Source organism: Halobacteriovorax sp. GB3 (genome assembly GCF_028649655.1).
Lineage (GTDB): Bacteria > Bdellovibrionota > Bacteriovoracia > Bacteriovoracales > Bacteriovoracaceae > BSW11-IV.
The window spans coordinates 769,282-794,630 of record NZ_JAQSLN010000001.1 but is presented as its reverse complement, the minus strand read 5'-3'; the positions used below and the strand labels follow the sequence as shown (position 1 = coordinate 794,630).

Here is a 25,349-nt window from a genome sequence, read left to right as displayed (position 1 = left end):
CATCCTAATGGAAACAATGAATTTCAAAGCTTAGATAAACTTACAATTATGGACCATTTATTTTAAATAATTACGACAACTTATAACGGACAGAACGTCCAGCGCCAAGACGAATAAGCGCGCCACGATCCAAAAGAATAGAAACTTCTCTTTTAATTGAACTCTCAGAGAGGTTCGTTTTATCGACAATCTCACGCCTTGAAAGCTCTGCACTTCCATTTTTTAATGAAGTCTCAAAGCATTTCATAATGAGGGCCTGATTTCTATTATTTGACATTGTTTTTTGACAGCGTTTTTTTACGTAGAGGATGAAATTCTTTTTATGATTCCAAATATACCCCTCTTTACCTTTAACAATGACCTCATCATCAAGAAGACTTCGCGTTCTTTGGATGGCCGTATAAATACGAGCATCATGAATCAAAGGATCGTAATTCTCACCCCAAACAAGTGTAGTAATATCTTCTTTTGTTAATTCATCGGGAAAGCTTTTCATGAAAGAGACGATGAGCTCTTTAAGTTGATTTCTCTTTAATAAATCTTCGTTAACTTTTCCTTCAAACCAAAGTTCTCCGAGTTCACTAATAAAGAGATACTTCTTCAAAGATTTTTTATAATTTTCCTTTATGTTAGAACATAAACTGTGTTTACCATTTTCATAGCGGTCATAGCTTTCTTCACCTTCTACTTGAAGATTGTTTACAAAAGCTTTAATTCGGTTTTGATCAAAACGTCTTAGTAAACTCCAATCAAAGCTCTCCTTCTCATCACTGGATGCTTTTGAAAAGCTATACCAATGGCGTAATTGATCTTTAAGACTTTCATCCATCAAAGAACAATCTAGTCGAGACATAAAATCAGGATCTTGTTTTGAAAGATAGCTCATTTCCAAGATATCCAAAATGAAACTAAGATATGTTTTTTGCTCTGCTGGTGAAATTAACTTTCTTATTTTTTGAATTTGTTTAAGCACAAGGGCCTTATCACCAGAGCTCATCATTTCACGAAGCTCTCTTTCTAATTTAAACTGCTCATAAAAAGGAGTTTTAATCATTGAATCGAGTTTGTCGGAAAATAAAATTTGAAAAGGCAGACCAAACGCCTCTTCATTCTTTCTATGTTCTATTTCAGACCACATCTCCAGTAATTCATCTACAGGAATATCATATGAACGTAGCTCTAATTCGAGGTATCGAATCTGATAATCATTTTGTTGATTTGTTTCTATACTCTTTTGCAATAATTTATCGTAAAGTTCTTCAGCTAAGATTCTTTGATCTAGCGCTAACGAAATGCGAATCTTTTCACAATATATGTCTCTCATTGAATAAAAAGGTGAGTTTTTACCAATCAAAGACAAGGCCTGATCAATAAACTGAACAGAGTCACCGAGCTTAAGATGATGCCTTTCGTGCTTGGCCATAAGTAAATTTAGCCCCGCTTTAACAAGAGTGTGACCAAATTGATCAGCATAGGGGTAAAGTTCCTCGTAGGTTTCTTTAATTGCATTCCAGTCTTCTTTTCTTAAATGAATCCATACAGCATTCATTCGACTGACAGCATGGAAATAAAGATTTTTACCTTCTTTAAAAATATCCGCGGCCTTTAGAAAGTGCTCAAGAGCAAAGTAGTCATCATTAGAGTGATAATATGAGCGGGCCAATTGAAAATGTAAGTTCCCAAGAATCTTATCATCTTGTGCAAACTCGCTATTAACAACCTTTGCCAGAATAGTTTTAAACTTATTAATAGCAAGAGAGAAATCTTCTTGCATAATGGCAACACCCGATTCAATTTCTATAAGAATCTTAAGTCTTTCGTTATCAACTTTAGAGATTTCTTTGCAGACATCTTTTGATATATCAAAGAAGTAAGATGTATTTAACAAAGTGATATATTCATAAAGAAACCACTCTTTAGCAGCTGATAGATTAGAAAAGTCTATAAAACGCTGAACAAAGTGATGAAGAGCTTCTTTAAGTGCGGCCCTATCACCTCTTAAAATATAAATTTTCATTAAATAACGATACAACGTTACCTTGGAATCAATATTTAGATCATTTGATTTTAAAACAGCTTCAATATCTATTTTAAACTCTTCTAAAAATTCTTTTGAAAAAGATTCAAGACGAGATAAGTCGAGATTGAGATCAAGCTCCTTCAAATAAGAGTTTATCTTATTGCCATCACCTCTCTCGAGATGAAGAATGAGTGTCTCAAAGCTTCTATTATTACTTCTTCCACTGAATTCCAATAATTCAGCTTGAAGACTCTCCAATTCATTTGCTTCAAGTTCATCAAGTAGAAAGACTTCAATATGCTTCGCTAAAAAGTATCGATCATCTTCATCATTAAATGATTGAATTAATCCTAAGTTAATGAGTTTTGTAATTTCCCTTTCATCATCTAACTCTAGCAATGAAGTTAATTCGTCTTTTGAAAGAGAGCGAGAAAGTAAAGCACATTTTTTCAATCCGCGAATGATCTCTTGTGAAAGATTATTGAGAAGCTCATCAAGAAAGTGCTGAATCCCCTTGTTCCCAAGAGAGTACAAATTCATTAAAAGAGGAATCCCCGATGTTTTAGAAATTAGATCATCGACAGACATTTTTAATTGATGCTGTTCAATAAATAGTGCCACCTCTTCGTTATCAAATGTAGGTGTTTTTAAGCGCGAAAAAATAGGATAAAAGTCATCAGAGATAACTTCATCACTCATAAAAACTTGCTTTGGAAATTGAGGCCTGGATGTCGTGAAGTTTATAAGTAATTCTTTAACAGTGTCAGAAATATAGTGAATATTATCCCAGACAATGACATCAATACCTTTCCAATCCTTTGAATACTTACGAAGAACCCACTCTAGTTGCTTCCCGTCTGTTTCAAATTCAACTTCATAAGAAAGAATTTCTAAAAGTGAGGTTTGTCTCTCAAGAGATATCCAAAGATAACTCTGATCTCTATTGGCAAGATAATGAGAGAGCAGACTTGATTTACCAAGTCCTTTCTGTCCATATACGAATAAGACGTGCTGACTTTCATAGAGCTTATCCAGCTTCGAAAGTAGCTTCCCTCTTTGAATCACGATGTAATTCTCCCTTTCTCTTATTATCGGATCATTTTAGTCAGATCCTTAGAGAAAAAAAGACTCCATCAATGCCCAGAATTCTTCCTCATTTTCATGGGTTAGCGGGTAGTCAAGGCCATTAAAATAATGTCCCTTGGAGGTATTAGAATTAAAAAGTAAGGCATTTTGCTCGAGTTTATTGTGGCAATTTTCAACCAGAGCAACAGGAATTGTGAGGTCCCTATAACACAAAGGTTCTTCACCTTTAAACGATTCTTCTATCTTCTGTGCTATTTCTGGACAAAGTTGACTCAACTTCTTCAACTCAAAGTCACTATCCACAAGGATAAGTCCACTTGCTTGAATTAAGCCCCTAGTAACTGCTTCACAAGCGAGATAGACAGAAGCCCCGGAGGCAACAATAAGAGGGCGAATAAGACCCGTCTGCTTACATGTTTCAACTAGGTCGCTAAGATAGTCTTGAATATGATGATTCACGGCCAAGGCATTTTCAGATTGTGAACGCAAAGTAGCCGCCACACCATAACGATGTGACATACAACTCAGATCGCGATGCCATTGCTCTTTTTGATTATCTAAACTATGGATAAAGAGTAATTCTCCTTCACCCATTTCATTTGAAAAATAAGCATCGAGCTGAACATCCTGGCGATTAATACTTGTGATATTACTCATAAATTAAGAACCCTTATTGTTCATGATATTTATCATCCTTTCACAATAAATTTCTTTCCCCCCTAGGATTTCATGAACTTCTCCTTAAAATATGCCATATTGTTACGTTTTTCAAGAAAGGCATAAAATCATGGGTCTTCAGTCAAAAGTTTTAACTGTTCTTGTTATTATTTTTATCTCGCTAACAAGTGGTATTATCTATCTTAATCACCAAGGAGAGAAGGCCTTCGTTGAAAGCGTCGTAGAACAGCAAACCCACCATACCGTTGATCAATACTTTGATAGCGTGAACACATTAATGATTACAGGGGCCATGGATGATCGTGAAGTGCTTCGTAATAAAATATTAGAAAGAAAAGAAATTATAGATGCGCGTATCATTAGAGGTAGCGAGGTTTCAAAAGTCTTTGGTCCAGGATTTGATCACGAGCTTGCTAAAGACGAGCTAGATAAAAAAGCACTCCAAGGGAATGACTTTTCTTTTATTAAAGAAAATGAAAAAGGAATAAGAGTTCTCACCGTTATAAAACCTTTTAGAGCACTTAAAAACTATAGAGGAACAAATTGTCTTGAATGCCATGAGGTAAAAGAAGGAACAGTTCTTGGGGCAGTTAGAATCTCTTACAATTTAAATGATCTCGATGCGCAAATTGATTCAAACACAATGGATACAGCAAAACTAATGGCCTTCCTCTTTTTTATGGCCTTAATTCTCATTGCCTTCATCTTACGTCTTCTCATCATCAAAAGAATTACCCTCTTTAAAACTTCTTTGGATCAAATGAGTAAGAACTTTGACCTTACGACAAGAATCAGTGATACAAAGTCAAAAGATGAAATAGCAAAAATGGCGATCTCATTTAACCAAATGATTGAAAGTTTTCATAGCGGAATGAGACAAGTAGAAAATGCGACAAGAGAGCTCATTAGTGGAAGCCAAGAGATTGCGAGATTAACAGAGAATACGAAAGAAGCGATTTTCTCGCAACAAGATGAGACCAATAAAGTTGCAAGTGCAATGACAGAAATGAGCACGACGGCCAAGCAAGTGGCTTCAAATGCTCATGAAGCAAAAATTGCAACAGAAACAGCAAATGATCAGGCTACACAAGGGTCAAAGCAAGCAGAGTCAGTTCAATCAAAGATTAGTACTCTCACCTCTTATGTTGAAGATACAACTAAGCGCATGGAAAACCTTGAGATGCAAAGTTCTAAAATCACAGAGGTCATCGATATGATCAATGAGATTACAACTAAAACTCAACACCTCTCAATTAATGCCGCTGTCGAAGCTGCTCGAGCGGGAGTACACGGAAGAGGCTTTGTCGTCGTGGCCGAAGAGATCGGAGAACTTGCTCAGCAAACGAAGCAATCAACAAACCAGATTCAAGAGATCACACAAGCTCTTAAAGATACTATTCTCTCTACGGCAGAAATTATGAGAGAAACAAAGAATGTCGCGCAAGAAGGTAATGAACAAGTTGTTCTCTCAACAAATGCTCTTATGACAATTGCTAAGGAAGTTTCAAACGTTAACGAATTCAACTCTCACATTTCAATCGCAGCAAGTGAACAAAGTAGTGCCTCTGATGATATTGACTCTAATCTACAAATTATTATGGATCTCAATAATCAAACATCTCAAAGTGCAGTAAAGATGGAAGAAGTTGGCGAGCAATTCTCAACAATGGCCGAAAACCTTAAACTCTTAATTTCGAAATTTAAACTATAGTTTCCGACTAATGTCATCAAGTGTCCTATCATTTGATGACATTACTTGTTTCAAACATATTCAAAGCGATAATAGTTAAAAGACCTTAAATTTGGGAGTTTACTATGAAGCTTACGACAATGACTTTGTCATTACTACTTTCCTATAGTGCATTTGCTCACGATCCAAGTGATGCCATAAAAACTACAGTGCATTTAAAAAACTATCATACAGACATGCAGAAAATTCAAAAACTTGACTTCGATGTCGCCGGTGTCGATATAAAGAATAAAGTAGTCGATCTCTTGTTAACAAAGGATCAAATTGAAAAAATTCAAGAACTAGGATTCGTTTATCAAGTAGACTGGAAAAAAGAACGCAAGGCCCTTGATGAAGGCTATAAAACACACCAAGAAATTGAAAGTATATTAAAAGAATACGTTAGGCGATTTCCAAAGATTGCAAAAATCTACAAAATAGGAAAGTCTTTCGAAAATCGAGATATACTGGCCCTCAAAATTTCAGATCATGTAGAAAAAGATGAAATCGATGAACCAAGCATTCTTTTCAACAGTATGCACCATGCAAGAGAAGTTATGTCACCAGAAGTGAGCCTCGATATTATCGATCAACTTCTCACTCAATATGAGTCTAACCAAACTTATCGCGGGTACGTAGATAGAAGTGAAATCTGGGTTGTTCCAATGCTCAACGTGGACGGAAATGCTAAAGTTTGGGATGGCTCACGAATGTGGAGAAAGAATACTCGCCTATCAAACGGGGTAGATATTAATAGAAACTATCCTTACAAGTGGGGAGAATGCCGAGGTTCAAGTGGTTCAGCATGGTCACAAACTTATCGTGGACCGAGTGCCCAGTCAGAGCCTGAAACAAAGGCCCTCATGGGACTCGTTAAAAAGATTCGTCCCGTCTTTAACATCAGTTATCACGCCTATAGTGAAATCGTGATTTACCCACAAGGATGTAAAGGACAGAGGGCCAATAACAAAGAAATCGTTGAACCAATTGGAAAAGAAATGGGTCGACTCATTGATTACCAAGCGGGAACAGCATGGGAGCTCCTCTACTCAGTCGATGGTTCAGATATCGATTGGATGCATGATGCCTATCAGGTCATCCCTTATGTTGTGGAAGTGAACTCTAGACGTGAAGGATTCCAGCCTAATTATGAACAGTGGCGCGATAAAACAGTAGAGAGAAACCGTGCAGCTTGGCAGTATCTCTTTGAAAGACTTCATGGACCGGCCGCTTCAGGAGTCGTTCCAGCAAAGTACAAAAAAGATGCTCGCATTCATGTGTACAATAACGAGAATCAATTGATGCAGATTTATCGCGTAAACGACGATGGGAGCTTTCATATTATTCTCAATGAAGGAAAGTATCGCTTTGAGCTTCATACAAATAAAAAACAACATGCATCAATAGTTGCCAATGTAGCTAAAAGCAATTTTCAGCTCAACTTTTAGCCTAAAACCCTTGGAGGTCGGTCACAGAGATTGGCCTTCAAGACATTGAAATTACGTACTTTTCTACGCATTCATTACAGCGAATATTAGCTCCTTTTTTTCCTTTCCTAAAAGCTTCATTATGATTATGATCGACTCGTTAAATGCTTAAATTTTTAAGGAGTTGAGACCATGAGAATTGGTGTTCCTAAGGAAATCAAAAACAATGAAAATAGAGTTGGACTTGTTCCAGGTGGAGTAAGACAACTTGTTATGGATGGAAATGAAGTATTTGTTGAAACAAATGCTGGTTCAGGAATTGGAATTGATGATGAAGCTTATGTAAAAGCTGGTGCTACAATTCTTGGTTCTCTTGAAGAAGTTTTCGAAAAATCAGATATGATCATTAAGGTAAAAGAACCTCAACCAAGAGAGATCGCTTGCCTTAAGCCTCATCATATTCTTTACACATACCTTCACCTTGCTGCTGATCCTGAGCAAACAAAAGGGCTCATGGACTCTGGAGCAACTTGTATTGCTTACGAGACGATTCAACCAGAAGATGGATCACTTCCACTTCTAACTCCAATGTCTGAAGTTGCAGGAAGAATGGCCACACAAATTGGTGCTTCTTACCTTCAAAAAGATCACGGAGGAAAAGGAATCCTTCTTGGTGGTGTACCAGGTACAAGAAGAGCGAAAGTAACCGTTATTGGTTGTGGAGTTGCAGGAACAAATGCGATCAAGATGGCCATGGGAATGGGTGCTGATGTAACAGCAATTGATCTTTCAGCAAGACGTCTTGCTGAATTAGATGACCTCTTTGATAACAGAATCACAACTCTTTATTCAAACTTAGAAAATATCGAAAGTTCAGTAATTAATTCTGACCTCGTTATTGGTGCGGTTCTTATTCCAGGTGCCAAAGCTCCTAAGCTTGTAACAAGAGACATGATCTCGAAAATGGAAAAGGGATCTGTTGTAGTCGATATCGCTGTAGACCAAGGTGGATGTATTGAAACTTGTAAGCCGACGACTCACCAAAACCCAACGTTCCTAGTAGATGACGTTGTTCACTACTGTGTTGCCAATATGCCAGGTGCTGTTGCTCAAACTTCAACTTATGCTCTTACAAACGTAACATTAAATTATGCAAGAATGATTGCAAAATTTGGTGTTGACGAAGCAGCAAGAAAAGATGCAGCTTTTAAGAAAGGGATCAACGTATACAAAGGTGGACTTGTCTATAAGCAAGTTGCTGAAGATCTCGAACTGCCATATACAGAATTAAATATCTAATAAAAAGGCCCTCTAATTGAGGGCCTTTTTTTTAACTCGCTTTATCTTCTACTTCAACTTCTTGATTTAATATTATGATCTCTGGGCGATGTTGATCAGAACTATCTTTTGCCCTTCGATTATAGGCCCTATGCTCTCTTTCTTTTCTCTTCATTTCATCTGATGGAATTTGCGGAACGACAATCTCATCATCAACATACCACCCCTCATCAGAACTCTCTTTTGAAGACTCTTCTCTACTATGAGAAGATTTGCTCGCAATAGAGTTTTTAAAGAGAAATTCTAAACTATTAGAATAAACTTCAAAGGCATCTGCCTGTAAACGAGTTGGAGAAAAGAGTGAATTTACAATCGTAAAGAAAACAGAAAATGCGATTCCCATGATTGATGTATTCATTGAAAAGGCCATCTGATCAAGAAAATGATTAAGCACCATCTGTGCACTCTCAACATTTGACGGATCCAGTCCTTTAAGTCCTGGAATACCTTTAACAATACCGAGAAATGTTCCAAAAATCCCACCGACAATAAACAGACCAGGTAAGAGATTTAAAAATTGGTTCGCCGTTTTAGCAGGGATAACTCCAAAAAGAAAATTAAAGTAAACATTCGATGAAAAAGCAAAAGAAGAAACTGATCTAAAATTTGGACCACTCTCCTTTTCGATATAACGAGTTTGCTTAATTGTATCTTCAAAAAGTGCCATTGCACCAGAATCAATGAAGAAAATCCTATCAAGAAAAGATGTCGTCTGATCGAATCTTCTTCTCATATTCTTTTTTCTCATCAGAAAGTAATCATTCCAAGTTTTATTGAGAAGAAACTTTGCCAGATGATGAAAGCTCATTGCTTTACTCTCTTCATATGTTCCTTCCATATGACGGTGAACGCGAACTTCAAACTCTTTTACGATTTTAAGTTGAGTCTTTGCGATATAATAAATTAGCATCTTCATACAAAAAAAGATGACGAAAACACCCGCCATAAATGGGATGAGATAGCTCGAACTTAGCTGACTTAATCCTAGTGAGAGTGAGTTGACCATTTCAGATAACATGATTCTTTCCTACTTTGCTAATATTTTAAATTAAATTTGATAACAACTTTTTGTTGTCCCTTACAATTGTATTTTTCACAGTACTTCTTCCATGATAGCTTCTTCTTTTTCGATAACTGGGCCGGAACTCGTCCCTCAAGATAAGAACGTCCCGAAACCTTAGTCATTTGAAACATTTCTTGCTTCTTATCAAAATCCTTAACTTCATAAGGATTGAAAACATACTTAAAAACCGATCTCGCTCTTTTGTAACTTAGATCCATATTGTAATTAAGTGGCCAGTAGTTTTTAGCAGAAAGTTCTTTTGGATTCACAAACTTCTTACCAAAAACAGGAGAGGAAAAACCGACGATTTCGAAATTACCAATTCGTGTGATAATCGCTGGATTGTCAAAGAGAGCGCGAGCATATGTTGGAATAACTTTACTGATTTTATCTTTCATCGCCTTATTAAGTTTGTGACTTCCCATCTCAAAGTAGGCTTCATCAAAATTAAGACTTACTTCACCCGTTTTGCCATCAACAATAGCATCGATATTATTGGCCTTAAATGCATCAGATAAGACTTTAGAGATATCTTGAATGGCCTTTTTCTGATCAACTTTAGAGAACTCAAGAGCTTCATGAAATTCCTTTGCCTGTTGATCGTTCTTTGCAACCAAAAACTCTTGCTTCTTTTTCAATGCCTCTTTTTGACCTTTTAATTCTTCAAACCTTTGCTCAAATTCTTTTTCTAAATTAGCAATCTTTTCTTTCTCACTATTGGTCATTTGCACTTGCTTTTCGTATTCTTCTAAATGCTCAGACTCTAGAGAAGCAATTTTTCTTTCATTTTGATTTTTGATACTATTAACTTGTTTTTCAAATGACTTTTTAAGTTTAATTTTTTCAGCTTCAAGGCTAGACAATTGATCCGTGTAACTAGCAACGATCTTCTGTTTTTCTTTCTTAATTTTATTTTGAATAAGAGAGATCTCTTTAACATGGTCACTTTTAACTTTGCTAAGACTCGTTTTAAGACGTTTCTTAAATTGCTTTTTAACATTCTCAGTTTCCTGATTAAATTTAGCATTAAGCTTCTTCTCTATATCAGCAACTCTTGTCTTATAATCTTGATCAAATTCGGCCAAGGTCTTCTTCTTAAATGACTGCTTATATTGATTAAGATTCTTCTCTAGTTTTTCTTTTTCATGAACTGTCTTAGCGATTTGACCCTTAATGGCCATATTTGCATTAATAATTGAATTGAGTGTTTCTGCAAAATTTTGATATTCTGCTTCCTTTGTTGCAAAGCTTTTAGAGAGTTTTTCATACTCTTCTTTCTTTTGCTTCTTCTCTTGTTCAATGAGTTTTAATTTTGAAAGGGCCTGTTGATAAACCGCAAGCTCTGACTTTGAGGCCCTATTGTTGATATAGTCCTCTTTTTCAGTTTGATAAGTTGCTATAATCCTCTCATACTTTTGGATTAGCTCTGTTAGTTGCTTTTGTTGTTTTGCTTCAAGGTTTGCGACTTCTTTCTTTTGTAGCTCTTTTTCTTGCTCTCTTTGAATGGAGCCCATAATCTGGTGCAAACTATTTTGAATATTTGCTACGATAAAGAGAAAGAGAAAAACAAAAGATATAGCAACAAATAAATCACTATAAGAACTCAATGCTTTTTGAGAGTCATCGCCTTCAAGTTCATTATTTCTAAATGGGTTTCTATTTTGATAATCCAAAAGAGTGCTCCTTGTAAGCACCCTATCGACAATTAAATTCGTTTTATTAGGATCACAGTCAACTTTATCAAAAGAGAAGAAAATCTTAACAAAAGCGTCCATTTTCTCTAAGAAATTCAAGAAAGTGGACGCAAATAATCAAGTTACTTTTAAATAATTTTATCTTCCCATACTCGTATCGTGAAAGACCGGTGGAGCTTTCTCAAACACAAAGGATGGAATCAAGCTTGAGACGACTGTATAGACAATGAGGCCTGATAGAATCTCAGGAGAGACATCAAATCTCTCTCTTAGAATCGATACAATTACAAGTCCGAAAATCAATGTAGGAAGCAGAGACATGGATATGGATAATCTATTTTTCCAAAAATCAGGGATAAAGTACTTCACTGTCACAAAGACTGAGAGAACGCGAATTGCAAGAAAGACCAATAAGAAAACAAGTCCAATTATGAGCCCTTTCATTGAAAACATCTCTGTTGTAATTGTAAGTCCAGCTTTATAGAAATAAAACGGAACAAAGAATGAGAAGAAGACGCTAAGAGATCGTAAAATATTTTCGTGATTATCTTTAGAGATAAAGTGTTTAAAATTCCCTGCCACAATTCCTACAATAAAGGCTCCAACAAGATAGTAAGTCCCAATTTTCTTAGTCACAACACCACTAATAAGAGCGACTAGAATAAGAAAGCCTACTTCAGTATCGGGAGCATAAGGGGCAACTATACGTAAGAAAAATTTAAATAACAGAGGTAGAAAGACAATTAATAAGACCAAGACGGCCTTTGAAACAAGAAAGTCTTGCCAAGAGCTCGACTGAAGCGCAACAAAGAGAATTAAGATCGCCACAATCTCTTTAGCAATGGCCTTCGATCGAATCCAATATTCTTCACCGGCGGAAAACGTATAATTTTTAAGAGAGTTTAAGATAAAGCCAGTTGAAGGCGTCATCAGTCCTAAAGATAAAATAATGGCAGCACGGTAACTGAGATCAAAAAAGAAGGTCAGTCCATAGGCTATGGCAAACAGAAGAACCGTAGACTTTAGTAGGTCCATACTAAGGGTTTTCCCATCTTTTTTAAGCTCATCTAATTCGATCTCCATCCCTGCAAAGAGAAAAAGAGAAGTAATTCCAAGTCTAGAGAGCATTAAAAGAAGTTGGTCGCCTTGAAACCAATTGAGAAACGCCGTTGTAAAAAAACCTAAGGATAGACATGTAATTCCAACAGGAATTCTAAATCGGAGTAAGAGCTTAGGTAAAATAATAACACTGACAAATAAAATCAGGTATTGGACTTCAGAAGAAAGTAGTTTCAATAGTAACCCTTGTTAATTTTTTATCTTATTTTACTAAGGGAAAACCTAAACAGTCACCTTTTTTTTAACCAACTACTCTTCGAAAACTAACACCGATTTGACAAATTCTACGCTAAATTTGGCATCATAAACTTAAACGTTAAAGGATGAACGATGAAAATACTTAAATTACTGCCTCTGCTCTTAATCATTTCATGTGCCACAACAACTTCAACAAAAACTATCAAGGAGCGTGGCGACAAGAATATGGAGAAACATTTATTTCTACTTAATGATCGCCACTTGGAGATAACGACATACGTCAAATTAAGTTAAGGCCTCCTCTTAACGAAGGCCTTTTTTGATTTCTTCAACAACACTTGGATCCAAGAGAGTTGATGTGTCACCAAGACTATTAAACTCCCCCGCAGCAAGTTTGCGAAGAATTCGTCTCATAATCTTTCCTGAACGTGTCTTAGGAAGACCCTGGACAATTTGAATTTTATCAGGCTTTGCAATTGGACCAATGTGTTTAGTGACCTCGGCCCTAATCTCTTCTCTGAGATCATCTTCGTTTTGCTCACTTCTCACAATGAGAAAGGCATAAATTCCTTGTCCTTTAACATCGTGTGGATAGCCAACAACCGCTGTCTCAATAACCTCAGGATGCTCATCAATTGCATCTTCAACTTCAGCTGTTCCAATGCGGTGACCAGAAACGTTGAGAACATCGTCAACACGTCCAGTTATTCGATAAAGGCCTTCTTCATCTCTTTTTGCACCATCTCCAGTGAAATAATGTCCAGGATAGGCAGATAAATAAGTCTGCTTAAATCTTTCGTGGTCACCCCAAACCGAGCGAAGCATTCCAGGCCACGGTTTTTTCACACAGAGATTTCCTTCAGCTGGATTTCCAGTAACTTCTTTTCCATTTTCATCTAATAACACCGGCTCAATCCCTGGCATTGGTCTCGTAGCAAAACAAGGTTTGCCCTCAGTAACACCAGCGAAGGAAGTAATCATGATTCCACCAGTTTCAGTTTGCCACCAAGTATCAACAATTGGACAATTCTTCTTGCCAACAACTTCGTTATACCACTCCCAGGCCTCTTCATTAATTGGTTCACCAACACTTCCAAGAACCTTTAATGAGGAAAGATCATACTTATTTACCCACTCGTCTCCTTTACCCATAAGCGCACGAATTGCAGTCGGGGCCGTATAGAAGTGAGATATTTTATACTTTTCAATAATCTCCCAGAAGCGACCAGCGTCTGGCCAAGTAGGAACCCCCTCAAACATCGTTGTCGTAGCACCATTTAAAAGTGGGCCATATGTAATATAACTATGTCCTGTGATCCAACCAATGTCAGCGCTACACCAATAAACATCTTCATCTTTCATTTGAAAAACATTTTCGAACGTATAGCTTGCCCACACCATGTAACCACCACAAGTGTGCTTAACACCCTTAGGCTTTCCTGTAGAACCTGATGTGTAGAGAATAAACAAAGGGTCCTCTGAGTCCATCACTTCAGCTGGACAATCAGATGAGCTCTTCTCATAGAGATCGTGCCACCACACATCGCGCCCCTCTTTCATTTGCACTTCGTTTCCAACACGCTTATGAACAAGTACCTTTTCAATGCATTGGCACTGATCAAGAGTTAGTGCTTCATCAGCAATTTCTTTTAATTCAATAATTTTATTTCCACGAAATCCGGCATCATTAGTAATAAGAAGCTTACAGTCAGCATCTTCAATACGACTTGCAAGAGCGGAAGATGAAAATCCTCCAAAGACAACGGAGTGTATGGCACCGATTCGAGCACAAGCGAGAACAGAGATTAGAAGTTCTGGAACCATCGACATATAGAGACAAACTCTATCGCCTTTAGTAACTCCAAGAGACTTTAGCATGTTGGCCGACTTACAAACTGCTTCATGTAACTCTTTATAAGTATAACGAACTTCTTTTTCTAATGGGTCATTGCCAACATAGAGAAGTGCAACTTTGTCGCCCTTGTCTTTAAGATGCCTATCGAGACAATTTTCAGTAATATTCAACTGCCCATTTTTGAACCATTGAACATCGGCGTTACTTAGATCTCCGCTTAAAACAGAGTCCCATTCTTTGTGCCAAGTAAATGTTTTAGCAATTTGAGCCCAGTAGTTTTCAGTATCATTTAAAGAGCGTTGATAATCAGTGTTGTACTGATCCAGTGATTTGATTGTCCATTCCATGGATCATCCCCTTTTTTCAATTTCCTATTCTATTGTCAAAAGAGGATGACCTTTTGTAAAGGACTAACCTTTAGAGGGAGTGTGTGCTAGGCGTTATTTATTATAAACGTGCACATCTCTTTGTGGGAAAGGAATCGAAACTCCCTCAGCATCAAAAGTTAACTTAACCTTCTCTACTGTATCCCAATAAACCGCCCAATAATCGGCCTTATTTACAAAGACGCGAAAGACGAAATTAACCGAACTATCAGCGAGCTCGTTTACAGCAACAACGATTGGCTGATCTTTTAAAACTCTCTCTTCTTCATTAGCAATTTGTAGAAGAAGATCTTTTGCTTTTTTAAGATCGTCATCATAACCAATTCCAAAAACGAGATCGACTCGACGAGTGTCTTGGCGAGAGAAGTTTACAACTTTCCCCGTGGCCAATGGACCATTTGGAAGAAAGATTGTTTTATTATCTGCAGTCGTTAGCATTGTATTCATGAGAAGAATTTCTTTTACTGTTCCACTTTCACCTTGAGCCTGAATAAACTCTCCCACCTTAAATGGCTTGAACGCAACGATCATCACTCCACCAGCAAGGCTTGAAAGAGAGCCTTTCAAAGCAAAACCAATAGCAAGACCAGCCGAAGCAAGAAGTGCAGCAAATGATGTTGTATCAATGCCAACATATCCTAGAAGTGAAATAACAAGTGCTACTTTGAGAATTGCAGAAAAACAAACGACAAAGAAACTACTCAACGTCTTTTCAATTTTCTTTTTTTCAAAAAATTTCTTAGTGCCAACTAAAAGGACATTGATGACCTTAATTCCGATATAGAAAAGAATAAGGGCGGTGATAACTTTAATAGCACTTTCGGCAAAGTTAGCACTCACTTGTTGCCAAATTTTATCGAGTGATAATTCTTTCATTCTAAGCTAATCTCCTCTAGAACTTTTTTAATATTCACAACCTGTTCACCTAAAAGACGGTCAGGTTCGCTACAATTTCTCGCTTGTTCGTTACAGCGATTCAAAGTGTAGCATACTCCAATAGAACGATCATAGTCTTCGGCGAAATCAATTTTTCCGCGTACGAGAATTCCGAACACATCCCCAGTTTTAGGATCAAAAACTGGTGAACCAGAATTTCCTGCAAACGTATCGAGATTCACTGAAAACAAATAATCAGAGCTTCTATTTAAAACAACTCCATCATCAGCATACTTAGTAGGAAGACCAAGCGGGTGGCCAATCGTCGCCACTTCCATGCCAGGCTGAACTTTAACTGTTCTATTAAGCTTCATAGGGCTTCTTTGTTCTGCTGGGCGATCAAGACGAATGAGCGCGTAATCAAGTCTCGTTTGCGTCTTTGCTTTTACTACTTCTTTACAGTGGTAAACATCGTGGCGAGGCATATTATAATTGAGACGATTTGGGCCATAGAGATTGTAGCTAAAGACCCATGAATAATTTGAACATGAATTTTCAATTTCTGATACGCAGTGGCCAGCAGTGATTAAAAGATCAGGTGCAACAAGAAAACCACTACAGTCGGAAAGAGAAGTTTGATCATAATAAGGAACGTCTCGACAGAGTTTTTTCTTACCGAGTAACGTTGGAAGTTTTGCCGTATAGGTGTATGTGCCATCGGTCAATTCGCTGAGAAAGTTCTTAGGAATCATGGCAGCGACTTTCCTCGTTAATAACTTTTCCTGCATCGAAAGCTCAAACCAGTCTCTGCGATTATCTTCTCCATAGAGAACTTTATCCATAGAAAAAGCTTGAGTATTAAGAACAAGTAACAGTAGTGCGACACGTAGCATAATTTTTTCCTCTTGTTGCCCCCTTAAATACAGTTTTTTTAATTCTTTGACAAAGCTTTTTGGGCAAAAAACGGTCTAACTTCTTAAGAAATCAATATGATGCTATGATATGAATGTTATGACTGGAAATAATGCAATTGATAAAGTTCTTACTCTTCTCACTCTACTCGCAAGCCTTGTGACGATGGGCCTCTTTGTCTACACGGAAGTGATCTACACACCGCCTGTTCCTTCTGAGAAAGCTGAGAAAGAAAAGCTCATGAGCGATAGCGAAAGTTACAACTACCCTAGTACAACTAAGATGGATAAATTGATTATCAACTTAGAATCTAGAACGAAGAGGCTTCGCTTTTTGGAAGTGGAAGTGAACTTTGTAACTTTCAAACAATCTCAATCACAAAGTATTATAGACAGCAAGGCCATTATAAATGACACGCTCATTCGCCTTGCCAATGAAATGACTCCTGAAGAACTCAATTCAATCTCAGGTAAAATTCTTTTTGAAAATCGCGTAAAGAAGAGCATCAACAAGTATTTTCAAAAACCGACTGTCAAAGAAATTCACTTCTCGAAATTCATCGTACAATAAAAAAGAAGCATAAACTGGAAAACCCCGCATATTGCGGGGTCTATATCTTCGAAATGGAATCGATTAATTAATCTTCGTCGCTAGTTGATTTTTTGCTAACTTCGTCTGTGAAAACAGCGTTAGTTGTCTCATCATTTAAAGCAGTTAGGTACTCATCAACTTGAGCTTTGGAAAGCTTTCCTTCAGCAACTAGTTTGTCACGAAGACGAAGATCCATGATTTTATCTTGTAAAGCTCTACTTAGTCTCATTTAAAAAACCTCTTTTAAAACATATTTGGGCCAAAATTTACCACTAAATATCTGATATGCCAATCTCTTTTTCACTATTGCCAATAGCGTGGAGGTTTTTCATCCTCATCTTTAACAATGTGCAAATTAGCTCTACTTTTTGGTCTCGACTTCTTCTTATTTCCAAACTTTGGCAGCCCACCGCCTTTATTGGCCACAAAAATCATCCATAGAAAACCACAGAGCATCGCTCCCAATTGACCCCAGGCCCCCGCTCCACCAGGAGTAAAAAAGCCAGAATAAAGAGACATTCCAATAAGAATCAAACAAAAGTATTTAGCCTGAATAGGAAAGATCATCATAAAACTAAATAGGCGTGTCGGAAAAAGAACCGCATAGGCCACACACATAGCACTGGCCAACCCACCGAGTCCTGAAAATGGATACATTGCAATCATATTACCTGAAAAAAAGAGGCTCATGATAACAGTGTAAAGAATCCCAGCTCCCACAATAGTCGTTAGAATAAAATTCAAATAGCGGCGTGTCCCCCACATTCTCTCAAGCTCACATCCAAGAAACCATAGAAGTAGGCAATCAAAAATGACACTCATTAAAGACGAGTTCACCAAGGGATAAGTAACGAGCTGATAAATGTGACCAGAAAGCAACTTAACAGGTGAGAGCCCAAAGATTCCAAGCAAACTAAAACCACTAAATTTTAATAACAGTGAATTCAAAAGAAAGAGCGCAACAACGCCAATCATAAGAATCTTATTGGTCTTTGTAATTGGTGGCATTTGAAATTGTGGTGATCCGTTATTCATAATCGATCCTATTTAAGTTTTTGAGAAATCTCTAAAAGAACTCCACCAGTTGATTTTGGGTGTACGAAATTGACGAGACAATTTCCAGCGCCAACAGTTGGTTTTTCATAGAGAAGAACATAACCTTTTTCGCGCAATTCCTGACATTTTTTCTCAACGTCTGGAACTTTAAAACACATATGGTGAATCCCCTCGCCTTTTTTAGCGAGATATTTATGGATAGGTCCATCTTCGCCGTAAGGACAAAGAAGTTCAAGGTGAGCATTTTCATCCATGGCCGCAAAGGCCGTCGTCACCCCTTGAGACTCGACGACTTCTCTTTCTTTTGAAAAGCTCAGGCCCATATCTTCATAAATTTTAACTGATTTTTCTAAATCTTTCACGGCAACAGCAACGTGATCCAATATACAATCTTTATCTAGCATAATGACTCTCCTCAATTAATTTGTTTCAGCTTTCTTTAAAAGTTGTTTCCACATGAGTTGATTATCAATAAATTCCATCTCACTCCAAGCATCGCTCTTTTTGTTTTGCAAGATAAGCTGATCCTGACCCATTTTAATGAGTTCATTAAAAAAGACTTCAGAGTTTTCTATGAGCTCTTCTTCCCTTTTTAAATTCGTCATTTTCTTTGATTTCAATTTCGCAAGGTAGCGCTTTTCTTCAGCACTAAAAAGAGCTCTTCCCGTCGCAAGACAGGAAGAACCTATAAGAAAAAATAGAAAGATAATTGATAATGTTTTCACTGAGAACTATCTTACAGGTCCGTAGGCGGTCCTTCAATAGCTCCTTCACATGGATTATCTGGATCGATTGTTGGAACAGTTGGCGCTTCAGGTTGGCGACATGATCCATCGCAATCGGCAAAGACTTTTTTGATGAAAGGCATTAATTTACACTCATCGGCCCCTGGACCAAATCGAATGTTCTTATACACAGTCACTTCAACTTGCGCACAGTATTCTCTGGTTAAGCAAGATTGACCAATCGACTTTCCACAATAAACGGGATCGCGCCCCTCTTGGATAATGTGATCAGCACACTTACCTGTTGATTTATTACAGCAAAGACTCGCACATTGAAGATCAGAGCTACATTGAGAATCTGTTGGTAGCTGATCTCCTACGCGATCATCAGTGTCATAACACTGTGAGACGATATCTTTTGACCAACACTTATTATTGAAACAACATTCATCTTTTCCACATGTACGGTTAGAGTCACATGAACGAAGAGATGTATAAACGGTCTCGTTACCGTAGAAGTCTTCATCGCTCTCGCGAATAATCTGAAGCTTCAATGTCGATGTCTCCGTTAAAACTTCAGTGACAGTTCCAGAGGAATCTTTCACAACCAGTGAAATTGTCGCAGCGACGTTACAAGAGGAAACAGACTCTAAAGTTGATTCATTATACGTAGCAACTCTTTCATTACACCCATACATAAACTTTGATCGCCCTGTCGAAGTCACAGAGAGAATTGACTTTAAATCAAAGGCATCATCAGAACCTGCGTACTGAACACCTTGATTCATTTTTTGCCTTGCAAATCGTGGATAGAGAAAAGCTCCAAAACCACCATTGATTCTCTTTTCACTGTTAACAACGAGCATGGAATCAGAAAAGACCCCAGTCGATCCAAAGACAGCATCACCACTAATTTCCCAGTCACTGAACTCTGCTTTCGTTGTTGGTTCAGTTAAAACACCAACAGTATTGTAAGGGGAAGAGTAGTAATAATTTGAAGTCGAAGAATAATCCGTTTTCCAAACAACCGCAGGAGGATTAAAGACATCAGTCATCGCTAGGTCTGAAGTAAAGTTGGTTCCAAGTAATAGGTTATACTGAGCGTAAGCATTAGTATCTGGTAAACACTTTTGTACTGCATTTGAGTGAAGATCATTTGCATAGCTTGCAGTCGGTAGAACATTGATTTGTCTCTTTGTTGGTCTGCTTGTGACAATGGCATTTTGACCATCGACGACCTGATCAGTTGCAAAAGTTTGATCTTCAATCTTTGCGTATGCATAGTAACACTTCTCACCCGCTTCATTACAAACAGGGTTACTAGCTGAGTTACCCGAAAATGTTGGGTCGTGTTCAATGAGTAGTCCTCGACAATAGAGATTATTATTCCAAGGCTCTACGTAGAGTTCATCATCTTCCAACCCATGACCAGAAGAATAATCATTGTAATCAAAAAGATCATAATTTAATCGAAGATCTTTAAATGGCGAATTGGCCATATTCAAAGTGATAACATCAATTTCGGCCTGAGGAGTAATCCCAGTCGTCATCCCTACAACGGCAGGAACATCGATTGTCGTCAATTCTCGACCGAAGCGAAAGCGAACAAAGAGCTCACTTTTATCTTTAATCGCAGTAATATTAAGACCCGTAATATAGAGAGGCTTATTATAATCTTTTGGAATCGTTGCTTTAGATTTTAGCGTTCCCGAAAAAGGATCAAAGATATTTGTAATATCTACTTTTAGAATTTCTTCTGTACCACTATCATCAAGAGAGTCATCGTCAGAAACAGCGGTATCCCCACCTATTCCAGTTCCATCTCCCGTATTAGAATCTTTAGAACCAGCAAAAGTTTTCGCTCTATTTGAGCTAACTTCTTGCATACACGACTGGGCCAACAGAGCACTAACCAGCAATGTGATGAGTAATGGAATTTTAACTACAGTTTTTATCATTTGTTTCGTCCTTAAAACCAATGCCTATTTCACTTAGGCTTATCGGCTAAAGGGTTAAAACTTTTAAAACCCTTAAGTAATATTAACACTTAGGGAAAAGGCTTCCTTTAAAAACAAGGTATTCTCTTTTAATAACAAGAACTTAGTAGATTTCCATCATCACTTAACTTTCTAAAAGTGCGTCTGATTCTAGGCAATCTTTACCGACTCATTCAGTCGGTTTTAATTTATTGGAAAGAAGAACAAAAATATAGGTCATGATGAATGGTTGAATAAAAGCATCGACAAAAAGAAAAACTGAATTAACAAGATGTGATTGAAAGCGCAGGCCAGAGGGCCAGACCTCCATCATGAAACAATAAATGAGATAAAAAATAGTTAAAACGATTTGCAGTTTCCAATTACTTTTCACAAATTCTTTTGAACGTTTAAAGTGATTCATTTCGCTCTTATCAAGCAGACAAATAAAAGGAGCATAGTACAAAAAGAAGAGAACATAGAAAGCTGGAACAAATAAAAGTGCAAAACCAGCAACAAAGAGAATCAGAAATTTTATACTAATGAAGTAATACTCAAGTATGGACATCTTCTCTTTTTGTATCATTGATAAGAGATGGTCGACTCGATTCTCTCGATGATAGAGAATGACAACAGCGGCCACAAAGAAACTTAAAAATGTCGTTGTAAACGATGAAGCGATATGAGCTTTTTGCGCATCTAAAGAGCTTTTAAAAAAGAATCCGAAACAGACATTGAGAATAAAAACCAAAAGATAAAGAGGCGAAAGTTGTAATAAACTTTCAGTATAGAGCTTCTTTGCTTGGCCTAAAATCAAAATGTTCTCCCTTAAAAAGTTTCGAAAGTCCTATTGAGTTTATTCTTTCGAACACCTGGAACAGTGAAGATTCTATTGTGAAAAGAAATATAAATTCCTTCGCTCAGTAATTTCGCAGCAAGAAGCGCTTCCGTTACATTTTGAGTCGCATCACTATTTTCAAAGCCCATAGGTCTCATGGCACCAGTGAAAACGATGGGAACTTTTGGAATACCCATTTCTTTTTGAACAAATTCTGCACTTAAAGACATCGTATCTGTTCCGTGAAGCACAACAATAGGAAGTCCCATCTCTTGTTGAACCTTTAAAGTATTAACGAGGAGCTCACGATCTTTATCAGTAAAATCCAAAGAGTCCTTATTAATAATTGAAAAGATATTTAAGTGGGTATAAGGAAGTCTCAAACGAGAGAGAATCATTTGCTTAACAACCGACTCACGATTTAATAGTGAACCTTCAACTTCATCATAAGTTTTCTCAATTGTTCCACCCGTTGTAATAATGATGACATCATCTTTGTTAGGGTAAGGATTTTTTGGCAACATAAAAGTCCCCTCTTTTCGTAAGCTTAACGTGTCGCAACACTTATGATTCTTTAAAGCTATAGATTTAACTAAAAAAATGGCCTTCGTCTACGTTTAGACCCTTGACGAGTGAAAAATCCATCCCATCTTAAAGATGGTATTTGATGTAATTTACAACGTAAACACATATAGTTTAACAAAAAAGAAGGAGCTTTACACAATGAGTGAAAGAAAAGGACAAATTTCGGTACAAACCGCTGACATTTTCCCAATTATCAAAAAATGGCTCTACTCAGAGCACGACATTTTCATAAGAGAGCTCATCGCCAATGCGACTGATGCCATTACAAAGAGACAGACTCTTTCACGTTCACTGAATGTTGAACTTCCAGAGGGAAGAATTGATGTCCGTGTCGACAAGAAACAAAAGACAATTAAGATCATCGATAACGGTCTTGGTATGAGCGAGCAAGAAGTTGAAAAGTACATTGCTCAACTGGCCTTTTCGGGCGCCGAAGAGTTTGTAAAGAAAATGGAAAAAGAAGGTGAAAAGGATCAAGATATTATCGGTAAATTTGGTCTTGGTTTCTACTCGGCCTTCATGGTTTCTAATAAAGTTGAAGTTGATACGCTTTCAATGAACGAGGGAGCAACTCCAGTTCATTGGTCTTGTGAGGGAGATACTGAGTACACTTTTAGCGAATCTAAAAGAACCAATGTTGGAACAGAGATCACACTTCACATTAACGAAGAAAGCGAAGAGTTTTTGGACGAGTTTAAACTCTCAAATACGTTGAAAAACCATTGTGATTTTATGCCTTATCCAATTGGTCTTCTCGATGTGAACAAAGAACCAGTAAAACCAACAAAAGAAGATGGAACAATTGACGAAGACGCACCTGCTGTTGCCGTTACTCCTACAATCATCAACAATACGAAACCAATCTGGAAACAAGATCCAAAAGAACTTAATGACGAAGACTATAAGAAGTTCTATCGTCAGATGTTTCCAATGGATGGGGAACCTCTTTTTTGGATTCACTTAAAAGTTGATCACCCATTCACTCTCGATGGTGTTCTCTTCTTTCCAAAATTTAATCCAACAAAACCAGTTAACGAAAGGGCCATTAGACTTTATTGCAAGCAGGTCTTTGTTTCTGATGATGTTAAAAATATTATTCCAGAGTTCCTTGGACTTCTTAAAGGTTCAATTGACTCTGTCGATATACCACTTAACGTTTCACGTTCATCACTACAAGGTGATCCAAACGTAAGAAAGATCTCAAACTACATTGTAAAAAAAGTAGCAGAGGCCTTAAAGAAGCTTTGGATGAAAGATCGCCCACGTTACGAGCAAATCTGGGAAGATATTCACCTATTCATTAAATATGGTTGTTTGAGTGATGAGAAATTTGACTCTCTTATGAGAGATAAAATCCTCTTTAAAAATAGTGAAAATAAAAATGTAACTCTGACTGAATATGCTGAATCAATTCCAGAGGCCTTCAAAGAGAAGATGAAAAACAAGGTACTCTACTTTGAAAAAGATAAGTCCGATGCCACATTAAGAAGAGAACTTCTCGAGCAAGGAATTCATGCCATTGAAACAGATGACCACATCGACCCACATCTCATGCAACACATGGAGATGAAAAAAGTTGGTGATGAATCTATTCAATTCAGTTCAATTGATAGTGAAATTGCGAACCTCCTTGAAAGTGAAAATACAAACGAAGAAGATCTTCAAGTAAAAGAGCTCTTTGAAAAGGTACTCGCTCCTAAAAAAGAAGGTGAAGAAGAGTCTCCTTCTGATAGAGAAGTTGAAATTGCAAAAATAAAAAACTCAAAGTCGGCCGCCTTCTTTAAAGTTGATGAGCAAATGAAGCGCTTCTCAAAGATGGCAATGTCTATGGGCAACAATGCAGCTTTTCCAATAAAGAGAACATTAGTGGTCAATCCAGGAAATCCTCTCGTTCGTAACGCATTGAAAATTCATCAATCCGGAAAAAATGAGGCCCTGGTTGAAAAAATCTGCAAACATGTAGAAGATATGGCAACGATTTCAAGTGAAGGACTCAAGCCCGAGGAAAAAGATCTGTTTATTACAAGAACTCAAGACCTCATGCAAGAGCTCACAAACTTGGCCTTATAAGTTAAATTTATTGTCCTTGGCGTTCTTCTGGTTTCTTCAACGCAACACTTTTCAATCCCTTCATGAGGATTGCTAAGGACAGGCCCTCTTTCTCGCGAAGAGGGCTTTTTTTTATCTTCACGACATAATACTCAAGTCAGTTTATAATAGTCATATGACTAGAAAAAGAAACTATGAAGACTCTCCTCACCTAGAAGAAGGTCTAAAGAAAAAACAAATTGATGTGCACTCCAGAAAGTCTGACAAAAAAGGTTTTCTCGGGATCTTTGAAACAATTATTCGAAGCTTTCGTGGCGTTGCCTTTCTCTTTGCTATTGCACCGATGATTTTCATCTATCTCCTAAGCTTTACCCTTGCATTGACTCCCGGTGTTTCACTAACTCTTTGGTCATATCAATTTACAGCAGAAAGTAGCATTATCGCTCGTGCCCTTCTCTGTTCATTTTCTATTGGACTAGGTTATTTTATTTTTGGTCTTTCCCTTTTATTTTTGGCCCCCTTCTTCAATAAGATTCTCTTTTTGAATAAATTTATCAAATCTAATTGGCGTGGAAGCTGGTTCTCACTCGAGGCCCTTCCTTGGTATTATCACAATGCCCTTACTCAGATGGTTCGCTATACTTTTCTAGACTTTGTCACTCCAACCCCACTCAATGTTCTCTTTTATAAAATGATGGGAATGAAAGTTGGTAAAGGTGTCATGATCAACACATCCAATATCTCTGATCCTTGCCTCATTACTTTAGAAGATAATGTAACGATTGGTGGGTCAGCGACAATCTTTGGCCATTATGCCCAAGGTGGTTTTCTCATCCTTGCTCCAGTCATTGTTAAAAAGGGAGCTACAGTAGGACTGAAGGCCTCGATCATGGGTGATGTTATTATTGGGGAAAAAGTAACAGTGAAGCCACATTCAGTTATTTTACCTAAGGCCAGAATCAATAAGGGTGATCAACAACATTAAAAAAAGAAAGCCCCTCAAAAGTACACGCAACCTTGAGGGGCTTTTCTTTCTACATGCGTCCCATTTCAATAGTGATGACAATGAGTGCAATCAGAATGATAAGATTTTTGTTCACACTAACATCCTTGTCTGTGCACGCATCCTTGCGTTGTGAAAATCTTAT

General features: G+C 37.4%; 21 protein-coding genes. 6 read left to right on the top strand and 15 right to left on the bottom strand.

Features of this window, described 5'->3' with window-relative positions:
* Positions 1-70: 70 nt before the first annotated feature.
* Positions 71-3,085: a hypothetical protein gene (locus HBN50_RS03905; protein WP_273868102.1), complete on the bottom strand. Its 3,015-nt coding sequence runs from the start codon at positions 3,083-3,085 to the stop codon at positions 71-73.
* Positions 3,086-3,133: 48 nt separating this feature from the next.
* Entirely contained in the window at positions 3,134-3,763 is a 630-nt protein-coding gene (locus HBN50_RS03900; protein WP_273868101.1) for a hypothetical protein, read from the bottom strand.
* Between the two features lie 130 nt (positions 3,764-3,893).
* Between HBN50_RS03900 and HBN50_RS03895 the strand changes: the two genes are divergently transcribed.
* From HBN50_RS03895 to ald, 3 genes are all read left to right on the top strand, one after another.
* A complete protein-coding gene (locus HBN50_RS03895; protein ID WP_273868100.1) occupies positions 3,894-5,495 on the top strand; it encodes a methyl-accepting chemotaxis protein in 1,602 nt (533 codons plus the stop codon).
* Positions 5,496-5,599: 104 nt separating this feature from the next.
* On the top strand, positions 5,600-6,961 hold the full coding sequence (locus tag HBN50_RS03890; protein WP_273868098.1) for a M14 family metallopeptidase: 1,362 nt from the start codon (positions 5,600-5,602) through the stop codon (positions 6,959-6,961).
* 171 nt (positions 6,962-7,132) lie between these two features.
* Complete coding sequence (gene ald, locus HBN50_RS03885) at positions 7,133-8,239, top strand: alanine dehydrogenase (RefSeq protein WP_273868096.1); 1,107 nt, start codon at positions 7,133-7,135, stop codon at positions 8,237-8,239.
* Between the two features lie 31 nt (positions 8,240-8,270).
* On the opposite strand, the gene HBN50_RS03880 is transcribed toward ald, so the two are convergent.
* The 6 genes from HBN50_RS03880 to HBN50_RS03855 form a co-directional block, all read right to left on the bottom strand.
* The gene (locus tag HBN50_RS03880) at positions 8,271-9,296 is read right to left on the bottom strand and encodes a hypothetical protein (RefSeq protein ID WP_273868094.1); all 1,026 of its coding nucleotides are present in this window, start codon (positions 9,294-9,296) and stop codon (positions 8,271-8,273) included.
* A 17-nt stretch (positions 9,297-9,313) separates the two neighbouring features.
* Positions 9,314-11,116, bottom strand: a complete 1,803-nt coding sequence (locus HBN50_RS03875; RefSeq protein ID WP_273868093.1) for a hypothetical protein — start codon at positions 11,114-11,116, stop codon at positions 9,314-9,316.
* Between the two features lie 57 nt (positions 11,117-11,173).
* Positions 11,174-12,331: a cation:proton antiporter gene (locus tag HBN50_RS03870; protein WP_273868092.1), complete on the bottom strand. Its 1,158-nt coding sequence runs from the start codon at positions 12,329-12,331 to the stop codon at positions 11,174-11,176.
* Between the two features lie 324 nt (positions 12,332-12,655).
* Complete coding sequence (gene acs, locus HBN50_RS03865) at positions 12,656-14,554, bottom strand: acetate--CoA ligase (protein ID WP_273868090.1); 1,899 nt, start codon at positions 14,552-14,554, stop codon at positions 12,656-12,658.
* A gap of 93 nt (positions 14,555-14,647) precedes the next feature.
* Positions 14,648-15,469, bottom strand: a complete 822-nt coding sequence (locus HBN50_RS03860) for a mechanosensitive ion channel family protein (RefSeq protein ID WP_273868088.1) — start codon at positions 15,467-15,469, stop codon at positions 14,648-14,650.
* Positions 15,466-16,362 (bottom strand): trypsin-like serine peptidase, encoded by an 897-nt coding sequence (locus HBN50_RS03855; protein ID WP_273868086.1) that lies wholly within the window; start codon positions 16,360-16,362, stop codon positions 15,466-15,468. The genes HBN50_RS03860 and HBN50_RS03855 overlap by 4 nt, the downstream gene beginning before the upstream one ends.
* A 109-nt stretch (positions 16,363-16,471) precedes the next feature.
* Here HBN50_RS03855 and HBN50_RS03850 point away from each other — a divergent pair, with 109 nt between their 5' ends.
* Positions 16,472-16,951, top strand: coding sequence for a flagellar basal body-associated FliL family protein (locus HBN50_RS03850; protein ID WP_273868085.1), 480 nt, complete (start codon positions 16,472-16,474; stop codon positions 16,949-16,951).
* 67 nt (positions 16,952-17,018) lie between these two features.
* Here the strand turns inward: HBN50_RS03850 and HBN50_RS03845 are convergent, their stop codons facing one another.
* The 7 genes from HBN50_RS03845 to HBN50_RS03815 form a co-directional block, all read right to left on the bottom strand.
* Positions 17,019-17,201: a hypothetical protein gene (locus HBN50_RS03845; RefSeq protein WP_273868083.1), complete on the bottom strand. Its 183-nt coding sequence runs from the start codon at positions 17,199-17,201 to the stop codon at positions 17,019-17,021.
* A 74-nt stretch (positions 17,202-17,275) separates the two neighbouring features.
* A complete protein-coding gene (locus HBN50_RS03840; RefSeq protein WP_273868082.1) occupies positions 17,276-18,007 on the bottom strand; it encodes a rhomboid family intramembrane serine protease in 732 nt (243 codons plus the stop codon).
* An 8-nt stretch (positions 18,008-18,015) separates the two neighbouring features.
* Positions 18,016-18,432, bottom strand: coding sequence for a methylmalonyl-CoA epimerase (mce, locus tag HBN50_RS03835; protein ID WP_273868079.1), 417 nt, complete (start codon positions 18,430-18,432; stop codon positions 18,016-18,018).
* 15 nt (positions 18,433-18,447) lie between these two features.
* Positions 18,448-18,753 carry a hypothetical protein gene (locus tag HBN50_RS03830; protein WP_273868078.1) on the bottom strand — a complete coding sequence of 102 codons (306 nt, stop codon included), beginning with the start codon at positions 18,751-18,753 and terminating at the stop codon, positions 18,448-18,450.
* A gap of 11 nt (positions 18,754-18,764) precedes the next feature.
* Positions 18,765-20,711, bottom strand: coding sequence for a hypothetical protein (locus tag HBN50_RS03825; protein WP_273868077.1), 1,947 nt, complete (start codon positions 20,709-20,711; stop codon positions 18,765-18,767).
* A 208-nt stretch (positions 20,712-20,919) separates the two neighbouring features.
* Positions 20,920-21,546 (bottom strand): hypothetical protein, encoded by a 627-nt coding sequence (locus tag HBN50_RS03820; protein WP_273868075.1) that lies wholly within the window; start codon positions 21,544-21,546, stop codon positions 20,920-20,922.
* 11 nt (positions 21,547-21,557) lie between these two features.
* Complete coding sequence (locus HBN50_RS03815; protein WP_273868074.1) at positions 21,558-22,091, bottom strand: asparaginase domain-containing protein; 534 nt, start codon at positions 22,089-22,091, stop codon at positions 21,558-21,560.
* A 199-nt stretch (positions 22,092-22,290) separates the two neighbouring features.
* Between HBN50_RS03815 and htpG the strand changes: the two genes are divergently transcribed.
* A complete protein-coding gene (gene htpG / locus HBN50_RS03810) occupies positions 22,291-24,222 on the top strand; it encodes a molecular chaperone HtpG (protein WP_273868071.1) in 1,932 nt (643 codons plus the stop codon).
* Between the two features lie 154 nt (positions 24,223-24,376).
* Positions 24,377-25,186, top strand: a complete 810-nt coding sequence (locus HBN50_RS03805) for a hypothetical protein (protein WP_273868068.1) — start codon at positions 24,377-24,379, stop codon at positions 25,184-25,186.
* Positions 25,187-25,349: the final 163 nt, after the last annotated feature.

Bases quoted from the DNA above. Each gene is read 5' to 3' on its own strand.
- HBN50_RS03900 (WP_273868101.1), bottom strand. From the start codon at position 3,763: ATGAGTAATATCACAAGTATTAATCGCCAGGATGTTCAGCTCGATGCT.
- HBN50_RS03895 (WP_273868100.1), top strand. From the start codon at position 3,894: ATGGGTCTTCAGTCAAAAGTTTTAACTGTTCTTGTTATTATTTTTATC.
- HBN50_RS03890 (WP_273868098.1), top strand. From the start codon at position 5,600: ATGAAGCTTACGACAATGACTTTGTCATTACTACTTTCCTATAGTGCA.
- ald (WP_273868096.1), top strand. From the start codon at position 7,133: ATGAGAATTGGTGTTCCTAAGGAAATCAAAAACAATGAAAATAGAGTT.
- HBN50_RS03880 (WP_273868094.1), bottom strand. From the start codon at position 9,296: ATGTTATCTGAAATGGTCAACTCACTCTCACTAGGATTAAGTCAGCTA.
- HBN50_RS03875 (WP_273868093.1), bottom strand. From the start codon at position 11,116: ATGGACGCTTTTGTTAAGATTTTCTTCTCTTTTGATAAAGTTGACTGT.
- acs (WP_273868090.1), bottom strand. From the start codon at position 14,554: ATGGAATGGACAATCAAATCACTGGATCAGTACAACACTGATTATCAA.
- HBN50_RS03860 (WP_273868088.1), bottom strand. From the start codon at position 15,469: ATGAAAGAATTATCACTCGATAAAATTTGGCAACAAGTGAGTGCTAAC.
- HBN50_RS03855 (WP_273868086.1), bottom strand. From the start codon at position 16,362: ATGCTACGTGTCGCACTACTGTTACTTGTTCTTAATACTCAAGCTTTT.
- HBN50_RS03850 (WP_273868085.1), top strand. From the start codon at position 16,472: ATGAATGTTATGACTGGAAATAATGCAATTGATAAAGTTCTTACTCTT.
- HBN50_RS03845 (WP_273868083.1), bottom strand. From the start codon at position 17,201: ATGAGACTAAGTAGAGCTTTACAAGATAAAATCATGGATCTTCGTCTT.
- HBN50_RS03840 (WP_273868082.1), bottom strand. From the start codon at position 18,007: ATGAATAACGGATCACCACAATTTCAAATGCCACCAATTACAAAGACC.
- mce (WP_273868079.1), bottom strand. From the start codon at position 18,432: ATGCTAGATAAAGATTGTATATTGGATCACGTTGCTGTTGCCGTGAAA.
- HBN50_RS03825 (WP_273868077.1), bottom strand. From the start codon at position 20,711: ATGATAAAAACTGTAGTTAAAATTCCATTACTCATCACATTGCTGGTT.
- HBN50_RS03815 (WP_273868074.1), bottom strand. From the start codon at position 22,091: ATGTTGCCAAAAAATCCTTACCCTAACAAAGATGATGTCATCATTATT.
- htpG (WP_273868071.1), top strand. From the start codon at position 22,291: ATGAGTGAAAGAAAAGGACAAATTTCGGTACAAACCGCTGACATTTTC.
- HBN50_RS03805 (WP_273868068.1), top strand. From the start codon at position 24,377: ATGACTAGAAAAAGAAACTATGAAGACTCTCCTCACCTAGAAGAAGGT.